Below are 11903 nucleotides of genomic sequence, written 5' to 3' on the forward strand. Positions count from 1 at the left end.
TGTTGGCGCATCAAGGCGGACCAACAATGTTCATCGTTCACGCGTGGGCACAGGGGCGCCCACCCTACGAATCACACGAAGGCGCTCGACAGGGCGCCCACCGACGCATCCTTGACGATCTCGTAGCAGGTGCAGGCCGCCGCCGCCAGCCCGGCCGCGTCGAGGATCTCGATGTTGCCGCGGCTGTAGATGATCAGCCCCTGCTGCTGCAGGGCGCTGGCCGCCTTGGTGACGCCGACCCGGCGCACGCCCAGCGCATGCGCCAGGAACTCGTGGGTCAGGTGGAATTTGTCGGACTGCAGGCGGTCGCGCGTGATCAGCAGCGAGCGCGCCAGGCGTGCCTCGAGCACGTGGAAGCGGCTGCACACGGCGATCTGGATCGCCTGCGCCAACAGCGTGTCGGTGTAGCGGTACAGGACCCGCTGCAGCGCCGGATTGCGCGCGAACTCGGCGCGGAAATCGCTGCTCGTCATGCGGCTGGCGCTGCCCGGACGCTGCACCACGGCGCGCACCTGGGCCGTCTGGTGGCCCAGGGCCACGGTGGCGCCGAGCATGCCTTCGCGTCCGACCAGGCCGACCTCGAGCGTCATGCGCCCGCCGGCCACGCCGAGCAGGGAAATCAGGCAGTCGTGCGGAAAATAGATGTGATGGAAGGGTTCGCCCGCCTCGGACAGCACCTCTCCGGCCTCGACCTTGACCTGGTCAAGCATCGGCAACACCTGGGCCAGCTCCTGCGGCGGGAGCGCGGCCAGCAGCAGATTGGCGTTGTGCTCGGCGACCTCGGTGGAAGCTGCGTAATTCATCGGACCCTCGCAGTAAACCGCACGGTTCGCGCCCAAAAGGCGGCGTCGCGTACGGCGGATACATTTGCAAACAATTTCGATCAGAGTAAAGCGTCCGATAGGGGGAAGTATGTTCGGTGACGCACGGAATACCTTGTTGTTCCTAGGGACAATTCTGACGTCGACCGGGCGAGCCCGCCTGGCCGGCGCAGGCCGCGCGTGTGGCTTGCAACCAGCCAAGGACAAGTCATGAACAATATTCCTACTCCACCGGCGCGCGCCCAGCACCATCCGCTGCTGCTGATCGCCGCGCTCGCCGTCGTGCTGTTCTGCCTGGTCGGTACCGCAGCCATCATGGGCTGGATCCCGTCTTCGATCGGCGGCAACGCGAGCCGCCAGCTCAGCGAGGCCGACCGCGCCGCGCTCGCCGCCAGCCTGCCGCCGGCCACCCAGGCCGCGCCCGCCGTGCCGGGAACCGGTGTCGACCCACTGGCCCAGCAGGGCGCCGTCGGCGTCGCGCCGGGCGCTCCCGCCTATCCGGCGCAGCAGGCCGCCCAGGGCTATGCTCCAGCCGCGCCGGCCTATGCGCCCGCCCCTGCTCCCGCGCCAGCGCCCATCCCCGAACCGGCGCCGCGCACGGTGGCCAAGTCGAAGCCGGTGCAGGTGGCGGCCGCCGACACGCCGAAGTGGTGCTCGAACTGCGGCAACGTCGAATCGGTCCGCGCGATCAAGCAGCGCGCCCAGGGCAGCGGCCTGGGTGCGGCCGGCGGCGCCGTCGTCGGCGGCCTGCTCGGCAACCAGATCGGCGGCGGCCACGGCCGCCAATTGGCGACGGTCGCCGGCGCGATCGGCGGCGCGGTGGTCGGCAACCAGGTTGAAGGCAACATGAAGGCCACGACCAGCTACGAGATCCGGGTCCGCCTGGACGACGGCACCCTGCGCACCTTCCACCAGAACAGCGAACCGCAATGGCGCAGCGGCGACCGCGTGCGCATCGTCAAGGGCCACCTGCGCGCTGCCTGACCCCTCCCCCGTTCCGGGTGCAGTTCGCCGAGGCCGGCCGTCCACGTGGACGGCCGGCCTTATTCTTTTCCACGGCGATTTCTTCAGTGCAATGTGCGCCAACGCACGGAAATACTGCTGAGCTAACCGGAGAATGATTTGCGCGTAATCAACAATGAGCATGTGGACAACACCATCGATAAAAGGGGATCAGCATGAATAGCCTTGCGTGGATCGGCATCATCGTTTGGGGATTGGTTGTGACGGCCTTCGGCCTGGTGTCGGCGAACCCGCCGCTGGAACAGGGGCAGGAAGTGGCTGCGCACGACGTGATCTTCCTGGTTGCCGGCGGCCTCCTGACCTGCCTGATCGGCATTGTCGGCCTGCTCGGTTTCATGGGCTGGATTCCCGGATTGCGAAGCGAACAAAAATCTGGCGCATAATGTACGCCATCGAACGGTCATGCTGAGCAGGCCGCCTCATACTGAATCTACCGCGCCATTCACGGCGCGTTGAATGAGGAGACACATCATGCTCTATACCATTGCCATCATTTTGATCGTCCTGTGGCTGCTTGGCCTGGTCACCTCGTACACGATCGGCGGCTTCATCCATATCCTGCTGGTGGTTGCCGTGATCATGATCCTGGTGCGCCTGATCAGCGGGCGAGGCATATAGCCACAACCGGTCGATTGACGCCTCAGTGTTATCATTGATGCGCCAGCAAGAAGTTGTTTGACCAATCCGTTTCGCGGACGTGCCCGCAGGGTGCGCCTACGAAACGGATTTTTTTCTAGGAGAGCAAAATGCACACTAACCTGACCAAATCCGCCATTGCAGCCACCGTCCTCGCCCTCGGCGTGAGCGGTTGCGCCGACATGAGCGCAACCCAGCGCGGCACCGCGACCGGCGCCGGCGCCGGCGCGGCCCTCGGCGCCCTCATCGGCGGCACCACCGGCGGTGGCGGCGGCAGCCGCGCCGCCAAGGGCGCCGTCATCGGCGGCGCCGCCGGCGCCGTCATCGGCAACATCTGGTCCAAGCGCATGGAACAGCAGAAGCAGGCGATGGAACAGGCCACCCAGGGCACCGGCGTCCAGGTGTCCCAGACCTCGGACAACCGCCTGAAACTGGAAATCCCGAGCGACATCTCGTTCGACACCGGCCGTTCGGACATCAAGTCGAACTTCCAGCCCATCCTCGAGCGCTTCGCCACCACGCTCAACGAGAATCCGGCGACCAACGTCGTGATCATCGGCCACACCGACAACACCGGCAGCGCCGCGATCAACCAGCCGCTGTCGGTCGACCGCGCCGCCCGCACCCGCGACTACCTGGCCGGCCGCGGCGTGAACCCGAGCCGCATCACCATCGAGGGTCGCGCCGACCGCGAGCCGATCGCCTCGAACAACGACCCGGCAGGCCGCGCACGCAACCGCCGCGTCGAGATCTACGTCGCCGAGCCAGCACGCGGCTAAGCAATTCCCGCTGCATCCGCGGCCCATGCATAAGTTTGACTTATGCATGGGCCGTTTTTGTATGGACAACTTCTGCTGTTATCAGGTGATACACCTATCACCATAGGTCATGCATGTTGCATTAATCAAACAAATGACCAATCAGATTTGACTTTTGTTTATCCGAAATGCTTTTATGTTGCTCTCAGGCGCATTTTGCTGCTTGAGCAATTTATCTAAACAGCAACAGACGACGCATCACTGCTGTCAGGGCCGGCCACAAGCAGGTGCCGACGCGGCAAGGACGCTTCGTGCAAGAAGTATCGGAGATTTTTTTGACTAAGCAGCATCTGGCAGTAAAGCGCAGCGTTGTCGCTGTCGCCCTGACCCTGGCTTCGTCCAGCGTCGTTTTCGCGCAGCAGGAAGCTGCCGCACCGGTCACCAAGGTGTACGTGACCGGTTCCAACATCAAGCGCGCCGACAAGGAAGGCTCCTCGCCGGTCGGCGTCATGAACGCCAAGCAGATCGAAGCGACCGGCGCCAACACCGTTGCCGAACTGCTGCACTCGATCCCGGCCTTCGGCTCGGGCACCTCGAACGACATCACCGACGGTTCGTTCTCGAAGGGCACTTCGACCGCGTCGCTGCGCGGCCTGGGCTCGTCGTCGACCCTGATCCTGCTGAACGGCCGCCGCATCACCGCTTCGGCCTACGCCGACCCGAACCAGGGCAAGTCGGCCGTCTATGACCTGAACAGCATCCCGGTCTCGGCCATCGAACGCGTCGAGATCTTCAAGGACGGCGCATCGGCCGTCTACGGCTCGGACGCCATCGCCGGCGTCATCAACTTCATCACCAAGACCGACTACCAGGGCGCCGAGATCAAGGTCTCGACCAGCGCCAACGAAGACGGCGAGTTCGCCCGCAACAACGTCAACGGCGTGTTCGGCTTCGGCGACCTGGACAAGGACCGCTACAACGCGTTCATCTCCTTCGACCTGGCGCAGCGCGACCGCACCGGCATCAAGGATGTCAAGGACATCAAGGCGCACATGTACTCGGACATCAACGCACGTCTGAACCCGTACTCGAGCTACCTGTCCGACCAGGCTTTCTTCTTCCGCGAGAAGACCCCGGGCGCACGCAACTTCGCCACCACGCTGAAAGACGCTGGCGACATCATCAACCGCACCGAGGGTTGCGATCCTTCGCAGCTGATCACCGGTGACCGCGTCGCGCACAACCTGACCGCGACCTCGATGATCAACGGCCGCACCTTCTGCAACTACGACGCCAACAACAACGCCGAAGCGCAGAGCAAGGGCAAGGACGCTAACATCCTGGGCAAGCTGACCGTCCAGATCACCCCGGACATCACCTCGTTCACCGAATTCGGCTACAGCCGCGTCGACCGCGAGTACACCGGCAACCCGTCGGGCATCAACTCGACCTCGCCGAGCACCGTGTTCCGCACCGACGGCCTGCCGAGCGACTATCAGGTCATCCTGCCGGCCGGCCATCCGGACAATCCATGGGCTGGCTCGCGCGCCGCTGTCGGCTATCGCTTCACCAACACCACCGGCGGCTCGCGCAACGTCAACGAGGCCTATCGCCTGCTGACCGGCCTGAAGGGCACCACCGGCAACTTCGACTGGGAAACCGGCCTGCTGCTGAACCGCAGCGAGCGCACCGAAACCATGCGCGGCATGCTGTACCGTCCGACCATCGACCGTATCGTGAACGAAGGCCGCACCCTGGCCGAGACCGCAGCCGATCCGTCGGTCGTGCGTGACGTGGTCAACGAAGGCTATGCCCAGGTCGCCCAGTTCGACGCGAAAGCCTCGACCACCATCGGCACCCTGGCCGGCGGCGACATCGGCCTGGCCTTCGGCGGCGAAATCCGCCAGGAAAAGCTGTCGATGACCCCGGACATCCAGACCCAGACCGGTAACATCGTCGGCCTGGCGAACTCGCTGATCGATGCCCAGCGCATGGTCAAGTCGGCCTTCGTCGAACTGCGTACGCCGTTCACCAAGAACTTCGAGATGGACTTCGCCGGCCGCTACGACAAGTACCCGACCGACTCGAGCTTCGTGCCGAAAGTCGGCGCCAAGCTGGCCGTCAACGACAAGCTGACCTTCCGTTCGTCGTACGCCGAAGGCTTCCGCGCTCCGGCCCTGTCGCAGATCGCCAAAGGCGGCGTGCAGTCGTTCTCGACCGTCACCGACACCGTGCGCTGCCCGAACGGCGAAGATCCGCTGCCGGGCGCGTCGGACGCCGACTGCGCACGCCGCATCTCGAGCATGTCGCGCGCCAACCCGGACCTGAAGCCGGAAACCTCGAAGAGCTTCTCGTTCGGCGCGATCATCAATCCGACCCGCAACCTCGACATCCTGATCGACTACTACAAGATCCGCAAGGAAGACGAGACCGCGCTGCTGTCGGCCGGCTTCGTCGTCGCCCACCCGGAGCTGTACCCGACCCTGGCGATCCGCGACAACAACCCGGCCAACCTGCTGCGTGACGCGAACGGCAACGCGATCCCGAACAGCGGTCCGCTGAGCGCCGTCAACCGCTACTACGTGAACCAGGGTTCGACCACCGTGTCGGGCCTGGACTTCGAAGTGGCGCACCGCCTGTCGCTGGGCGACAAGGGCCGCCTGTCGACCAAGCTGGACTACAACTACGCGATCTCGTACAAACGCGCGGAGCGTCCGGGCGAGCAGGAAAACAACCTGGTCGGCACCAACGGCGGCATCGCCGACTGGGCAACCTCGGTAGGCGACATCCCGCGCCACCGCGCCACCCTGTCGACCGCCTGGACCATGGGCGTGCACACCGTGACCGGCTCGATCGACTACGTGTCGCCGGTCTCGCTGTACCGTCGCTACGACGACAAGGTCGTCTTCGACCCGCCGTTCTGCTACTACGGCAGCGGCGCTCGTCCGGCCGGCCAGATCGTCGGCGGCCTGCCGAAGTTCACCAACTGGGTGAGCGACTGCTCGGTGCCTGAGTGGACCACCGTCAACGTCGGCTACACCTACACGGGCTTCAAGAACTGGACCCTGTCGGCGAACATCCGCAACCTGTTCGACACCGCGGCGCCGTACGATCCGCGTTACCCGAGCGAAGGCTTCAACCCGCAGCTGCACAACGGCATGGGTCGTTACTTCCGCCTGACCGCTGGCTACAAGTTCTGATCGAACTTTCCGCCTGACCTGAAAAACGCCCGGCCTCACCGCCGGGCGTTTTTTTTATTCCGTCGCTGCCGTCCCTTGCATCCCACGCGCGGCGCACGCAGGCCCTCGTGTAAGCTGGCCCCGAACCCATGGAGCGCCCATGCACGAGGAACCCGTCCGCATCGTCGACCAGCACGTCCTGTCCGACAACTACTATCCGCTCAAGAAGATCACCTACGAGCAGCGCCGCCGCGACGGCGCCGTGCAGACCGAGACGCGTGAGGTATATGCCAGCGCCGACGGCGCCACTGCCCTGCTCTACGACCCCGAGCGCCGCACCGTGCTCCTGACGCGCCAGTTCCGCATCGGCGCACACCTGTCCGGCCACCACGGCTACCTGTTCGAGACCGCCGCCGGCGTCCTCGAGGGCGCCGATCCGGCCGAGCGCGTGCGCGCCGAGATTCGCGAGGAAACCGGTTACGACATCGCGCAGGTGGAGCATGTGATGACGCTCTTTGCCAGCCCCGGCGTCGCCACCGAGCGCGTGCATTACTTCGTCGCCCGCTATACGCCGGCCCAGCGCCGCGACGGAGGCGGCGGCAAGGAGGACGAGGGCGAGGACATCGAAGTGGTCGAGCTCGGCTACGACGAGGTGTTCGCGCGCCTGGCCCGGGGCGAGATCGAGGACGTCAAGACCGTGGTCCTGCTGCAGTACCTGCAGCTGCACCTGATGGCGCGCGGCGCTCCAGGGGCTTGACCCAGCTCGCGTGGCGCTTCGACGCCGCGCAAGGCCGGCGCCGCGCAGGCACGCGATAGTGTTGCTTCACTTCGGCAACATTTCCTATCGCCATCATGCGCGACACCTGCCAGGTTTCCGATCCGGATCACGCAAGCGCCCTCGCCGGGGACCGGGCCGCGCTGTGGCGGCCCTCGGCCGTCGCGGCCTGGAGCCTGGTGTTCACCCCGGCCTTCGGTTCCTGGCTCCTGATGCACAACTGGCGCATCCTTGGCGACGCGCACGCGGCGGCAGGCGCGCGCCGCTGGTTCCGCGCCAGCCTGGCCATGCTGGCGCTGCAACTGCTGGCCGGCGCCATCAACCGCCGCCTGAACGGCGATTCGCCACTGTTCCACTGGCTGGCGCTGGCCTGGCTGCTGCTCTGGCTGCTGGGCGCCGCCTGGCCGCAATGGGCCGCCGTGCGCCGCCGCTACGGCCGGCGCTACCAGCGCCGCGGCTGGAACGGCGCGCTCGCCCTGGCCGTGACCTGCGGTTTCGGTTGCTGGGCCGCCGGCTTCCTGTTCACCGCCTTCCTGCTCTCCTTCACCTGAGCGGGCCCGCTCTCCACGGCGGCGGCCACGATCGGTTATAGTGCCTCCGCGGCCGGGCTGCCCCGCGCAGCCCGGCCGCGGGGCAGCCCGCCTCTTGCTCGTTTCTCGCCATCACCTGCTCAGTCTGTTCGTTGCCGTACCAATTTTCCGGCGGCCTCACGCTTACACTGTCTATCCCGGAGACCGGACTACTTATGCTCGCCATTCTCGAACGCATCGACCCGCACAGCGACCGCATCGACCTGCTGGTCGAGCTGGTCTGTTGCCTGCGCCCGCGCCGGCGCGACCGCGGACATGCGCGCGCCGCAGTGCGCACCCTGACGCAACTGTTGAAAGGGAACCCGCAGCAGGCCTGGGCGCTGCGCAGCTACATCGTCACCCTGCTCGAGAAGCGCCGCCATACCAGCCTGTACAGCGACGTCGGCATCCTTTCCAACGACGGCTTCTTTACCGAGCTCAAACGCCGCATCGCCTACCGCGTGCTGCCGCCGGCGCTCGACGACATCTACCTGTCAGACGCGCTCGAACGCGTGCTGTACGAGGAGACCGACCACGAGTGGATCCGCGCCGTGCCCGACGCCGACTGGCTGGCCCTGTTCGACGTCGTCGCCAACGCGCCGCCGCCCCAGGACGCCTCGCCCGACCGCGCGCGCTACGTGACGGTCAGCGGCATGCTCGACGCCATCCGCACCCTGTCCTGCCGGGTCTGCGCGCTCGGCCTGGAGCCGCGCCTGGTGCACAGCTACAGCCAGATCGAGGACTTCGATTCGCCCTTCCTGATGCAGAACATCGAGGTCAACGCCTACCTCGACGCTTACGGACGCTATCTCGACGGCACGACCGAGCGTCCCGACGACGCCCGCCACCTGCTGGTGATGCTGGACCAGTGCGAAGACGTGGTCGCCAAGATCCGCCGCAATTCCCTGTCCTTCGGCACCAGCGTGGCCCTGACCTATCTGCTGGTGGCGATCACCCAGAGCATCGGGCGCCTGCGCAAGCTGCTGTTCCTGGTCGACGTCAGCGAGGCGGCCCAGCCGCGCGCGCTGCCCGCCCCGGTGACGCACGCAGCGGTCCCGATCGAGACCTCGGAGCAGGACAGCATCGAATACACCGGCACGCTGCTGCCCGCGACGACGGTTCCGAACGCGCCGCCGGTCGTCAGCGAACGCCGCGCCGCCGCCCTGGCCCTGGCCCAGGAACTGGTCGAGGCGCACAACACCAAGTACCAGGTGCGCGGCCTGTTCCGCGACAACATCGACCTGCTGGCGCGCAATGTCACGGAAAACGCCAGCCGCACCGGCGAGCACTACATCGCCGAAAGCCGCGGCGGCCTGCGCCGCATGTTCGGCGCCTCGGCCGGGGCTGGCTTCATCGTCGGCTTCATGGCGATGTTCAAGATCCTGCTGAGCTACCTGCGCGCCGCGCCTCTGGTCGAGTCCTTCCTGTTCAGCATGAACTACTCGCTCGGCTTCATGCTCGTGCACATGCTGCACTGGACCATCGCCACCAAGCAGCCGGCCATGACGGCCCAGCGCATCGCCGCCGGCCTGCACAGCCGCGACGGGCGCGACATCGACTTCGACAGCATGGCCGAGCTGGTCAACAAGGTCTTCCGCACCCAGATCGTCTCGGTGCTGGGCAACGTCGTGGTCGCCTTCCCGACCGCGCTGGTGATCGCCATCGCCTACCAGCAGATGATGGGCCACCACCTGGTCACGCCCGAAAAGGCCCACCACCTGCTGCACGACATCGACCCGCTGCACACGCCTGCGCTGTTCTATGCCGCCATTGCCGGGGTCTGGCTGTTCGTCGCCGGGTTGATCTCCGGCTACTACGACAACAAGGCCCTGTACACCCGCATGGGCCAGCGCGTGCGCCAGCTGCGCTGGCTCGGCTGGCTGCTGGGCAGCAAGCGGCAGGCACGCCTGTCGGTGTACATCGAGAACAACCTGGGCGGCCTGATGGGTAACTTCTTCTTCGGCATCCTGCTCGGCACCACCGGCACCGTCGGCTACCTGCTCGGCCTGCCGCTCGACATCCGCCACGTCACCTTCTCGACCGCCAACTTCGCCACCGCCCTGGTCGGCCTCGACTACCAGATGAGCTGGCCGATGATCGCCAACGCCGCGCTGGGCGTGGCGCTGATCGGCGCCGTCAACCTGATCGTCAGCTTCCACCTGGCGCTGTCGGTGGCGCTGCGGGCACGCAAGATCCGTTTCACGCGCGGCATCCTGCTGCTGCGCGCCCTCGGCCGGCGCTTCCTGCACGCGCCGCTCGACTTCTTCTTCGGCCCGAAGGACGTGGACGTCATCGACGTCGCGCCCACGGCTACAAAGGGAACCAAATGAACAAGCAACGTGTCTCGATCTGGGTCGCCGCCTTCGCCTTCCTGTGCGCCGTCGCTTCCTGCAAGACCTTGCCGGATGTCGAGCAACTGCCCGACAGCCCGGCCAGGTCGGCGCCCACGGTCGCCACCGCCAAGGGGCCGATGCCGCAGGCGCAGGCCGCGAAGCTGCTGGCGCGGCGCTGGGCCAATGCCACGCCCGACCTGAAGCAGCTCGCCGTGCTCGAGGAGCAGGCCACCGGCGTGCCCCTGATCGCCGGCAACAACGTCCAGCTGCTGTTCGACGGTCCGGCCACCCTGCGCGCGATGATCGACGCGGTAAGGAACGCGAAGACCTCGATCAACCTCGAGACCTATATCTTCGACCAGGATCCGATCGGCCTGCAGTTCGCCGAGCTCCTGATGGAAAAGCGGCGCCAGGGCGTGGTCGTGAACGTGATGTACGACAGCGTCGGCACCATCGGCACGCCCCAGGCCTTCTTCGACAACATGCGCGCGGCCGGCGTCAACATGCTGGCCTTTAATCCCATCAACCCGGCCAAGGCCAAGGGCAACTGGTCGATCAACAACCGCGACCACCGCAAGATCCTGGTGGTCGACGGCAGCGTGGGCTTCACCGGCGGCATCAACATCAGCGCCGACTACGCGAACAGCTCGCTGTTCCGCTCGAAACGCAAGCCGGACAAGGTCGACAAGGACAAGGTCGGCTGGCGCGACACCCACATCAAGATCGAGGGCCCGGCGGTGGCGACCCTGCAGTGGGCCTTCATCAACAACTGGGTGCGCCAGGAAGCGGGCGAGCTGCCCCAGGTCGACTACTTCCCGCGCCTGGCGCCGGCCGGCGAGAAGTTCGTGCGCGTGCTGGCTACCGAGCCGGGGCGGCATTCGGAAATCTACAAGTCGCTGCTGGTGGCGATCAACGAGGCCAAGAAGTCGGTGCACATCACGTCGGCCTATTTCGTGCCCGACCAGCAGACCGTGGATGCCCTGATCGGGGCCGCCAAACGCGGCGTCGACGTCAAGCTGGTGCTGCCGGGCGTGTCCGACCACGGCCTGGTGATGCACGCCGGGCGCGCCTTCTACGACCAGCTGCTCGCCGGCGGCGTGCGCATCTTCCAGCTCCAGGTGGCGGTGCTGCATGCGAAGACCGCGGTCATCGACGGCGCCTGGTCGACCATCGGCTCGGCCAACATCGACCGCCGCAGCTTCATCCACAACTACGAACTGAATGTCGTGGTGATCGACCCGGCCTTCGGGCGCGACATGGAGAACGCCTTCAACGAGGACCTGCGCTCGTCGAAAGAGGTCACGCTCGAACAGTGGCGCGACCGGCCCTGGGCCGACCGCGTGAAGGAATGGGCTGCGCGCCTGACCGAATACTGGATCTGAACTCTATATGCTTCCGAGCGCTCTGGGTCAGGCCTCAGCCGCCGGCGCGCTTGGGGTTGTGCCCCTGCCTCCCGAGTGCCTCCATCACGAGGTCGCAGTGGTCGCCTTGGATCTCGATCACGCCGTCCTTCACGGTGCCGCCCGAACCGCAGGCGGTGCGCAGCTGCTTGCCCAGCAGGGCCAGCGCGGCAGCATCGAGCGCGAGTCCCTTGACGAGCGTGACGCACTTGCCGCCCCGCCCCTTCGTCTGGCGCGACACGCGCACCACGCCATCGCCCCTGGGCGCGCTGTTGGCCTTGCACGCGCACTGCGCGAGGGGTTGCCGGCATGCGGGGCACATGCGCCCGCCATCGGTGGAATAGACGAGGCCGCCGTTCGAACTGCTCTTCATGTTTTACTCGAGTCTGTTGCGCTGTGAAAGGCGCGA

Annotated in this window: 11 protein-coding genes; 9 read left to right on the forward strand and 2 right to left on the reverse strand. The window is 66.2% G+C overall.

Going from position 1 to position 11903, the window contains the following annotated elements:
- Positions 1–71: 71 nt before the first annotated feature.
- Positions 72–803: a Crp/Fnr family transcriptional regulator gene (locus tag ACSUZJ_RS17540; protein ID WP_499410267.1), complete on the reverse strand. Its 732-nt coding sequence runs from the start codon at positions 801–803 to the stop codon at positions 72–74.
- Between the two features lie 228 nt (positions 804–1031).
- Here ACSUZJ_RS17540 and ACSUZJ_RS17545 point away from each other — a divergent pair, with 228 nt between their 5' ends.
- The 9 genes from ACSUZJ_RS17545 to cls all read left to right on the forward strand — a co-directional run bounded on the left by ACSUZJ_RS17545 (position 1032) and on the right by cls (position 11476).
- The gene (locus ACSUZJ_RS17545; RefSeq protein WP_499410269.1) at positions 1032–1805 is read left to right on the forward strand and encodes an outer membrane lipoprotein; all 774 of its coding nucleotides are present in this window, start codon (positions 1032–1034) and stop codon (positions 1803–1805) included.
- A gap of 194 nt (positions 1806–1999) precedes the next feature.
- Positions 2000–2227, forward strand: a complete 228-nt coding sequence (locus ACSUZJ_RS17550) for a hypothetical protein (RefSeq protein WP_499410271.1) — start codon at positions 2000–2002, stop codon at positions 2225–2227.
- Positions 2228–2315: 88 nt separating this feature from the next.
- Positions 2316–2462, forward strand: coding sequence for a lmo0937 family membrane protein (locus ACSUZJ_RS17555; RefSeq protein WP_499410273.1), 147 nt, complete (start codon positions 2316–2318; stop codon positions 2460–2462).
- Positions 2463–2590: 128 nt separating this feature from the next.
- Positions 2591–3259 (forward strand): YiaD family glycine zipper/OmpA-like lipoprotein, encoded by a 669-nt coding sequence (locus ACSUZJ_RS17560; protein ID WP_499410275.1) that lies wholly within the window; start codon positions 2591–2593, stop codon positions 3257–3259.
- 314 nt (positions 3260–3573) lie between these two features.
- Positions 3574–6438: a TonB-dependent receptor gene (locus tag ACSUZJ_RS17565; RefSeq protein ID WP_499410277.1), complete on the forward strand. Its 2865-nt coding sequence runs from the start codon at positions 3574–3576 to the stop codon at positions 6436–6438.
- 139 nt (positions 6439–6577) lie between these two features.
- Positions 6578–7174, forward strand: a complete 597-nt coding sequence (locus tag ACSUZJ_RS17570) for an NUDIX domain-containing protein (RefSeq protein ID WP_499410279.1) — start codon at positions 6578–6580, stop codon at positions 7172–7174.
- A gap of 95 nt (positions 7175–7269) precedes the next feature.
- The gene (locus ACSUZJ_RS17575) at positions 7270–7743 is read left to right on the forward strand and encodes a hypothetical protein (protein WP_499410281.1); all 474 of its coding nucleotides are present in this window, start codon (positions 7270–7272) and stop codon (positions 7741–7743) included.
- Between the two features lie 194 nt (positions 7744–7937).
- Positions 7938–10091 (forward strand): site-specific recombinase, encoded by a 2154-nt coding sequence (locus ACSUZJ_RS17580; RefSeq protein WP_499410283.1) that lies wholly within the window; start codon positions 7938–7940, stop codon positions 10089–10091.
- Positions 10088–11476 carry a cardiolipin synthase gene (cls, locus tag ACSUZJ_RS17585; RefSeq protein ID WP_499410285.1) on the forward strand — a complete coding sequence of 463 codons (1389 nt, stop codon included), beginning with the start codon at positions 10088–10090 and terminating at the stop codon, positions 11474–11476. Before ACSUZJ_RS17580 ends, cls begins: the two co-directional genes overlap by 4 nt.
- A gap of 34 nt (positions 11477–11510) precedes the next feature.
- Here cls and ACSUZJ_RS17590 read toward each other — a convergent pair whose 3' ends face one another.
- Positions 11511–11867, reverse strand: coding sequence for a translation initiation factor Sui1 (locus ACSUZJ_RS17590; protein WP_499410287.1), 357 nt, complete (start codon positions 11865–11867; stop codon positions 11511–11513).
- Positions 11868–11903 lie beyond the last annotated feature (36 nt).

This window comes from Telluria sp. B2 (genome assembly GCF_051789535.1).
Classification (GTDB): domain Bacteria; phylum Pseudomonadota; class Gammaproteobacteria; order Burkholderiales; family Burkholderiaceae_D; genus Telluria.

Bases quoted from the DNA above. Each gene is read 5' to 3' on its own strand.
- ACSUZJ_RS17540 (WP_499410267.1), bottom strand. From the start codon at position 803: ATGAATTACGCAGCTTCCACCGAGGTCGCCGAGCACAACGCCAATCTG.
- ACSUZJ_RS17545 (WP_499410269.1), top strand. From the start codon at position 1,032: ATGAACAATATTCCTACTCCACCGGCGCGCGCCCAGCACCATCCGCTG.
- ACSUZJ_RS17550 (WP_499410271.1), top strand. From the start codon at position 2,000: ATGAATAGCCTTGCGTGGATCGGCATCATCGTTTGGGGATTGGTTGTG.
- ACSUZJ_RS17555 (WP_499410273.1), top strand. From the start codon at position 2,316: ATGCTCTATACCATTGCCATCATTTTGATCGTCCTGTGGCTGCTTGGC.
- ACSUZJ_RS17560 (WP_499410275.1), top strand. From the start codon at position 2,591: ATGCACACTAACCTGACCAAATCCGCCATTGCAGCCACCGTCCTCGCC.
- ACSUZJ_RS17570 (WP_499410279.1), top strand. From the start codon at position 6,578: ATGCACGAGGAACCCGTCCGCATCGTCGACCAGCACGTCCTGTCCGAC.
- ACSUZJ_RS17575 (WP_499410281.1), top strand. From the start codon at position 7,270: ATGCGCGACACCTGCCAGGTTTCCGATCCGGATCACGCAAGCGCCCTC.
- ACSUZJ_RS17580 (WP_499410283.1), top strand. From the start codon at position 7,938: ATGCTCGCCATTCTCGAACGCATCGACCCGCACAGCGACCGCATCGAC.
- cls (WP_499410285.1), top strand. From the start codon at position 10,088: ATGAACAAGCAACGTGTCTCGATCTGGGTCGCCGCCTTCGCCTTCCTG.
- ACSUZJ_RS17590 (WP_499410287.1), bottom strand. From the start codon at position 11,867: ATGAAGAGCAGTTCGAACGGCGGCCTCGTCTATTCCACCGATGGCGGG.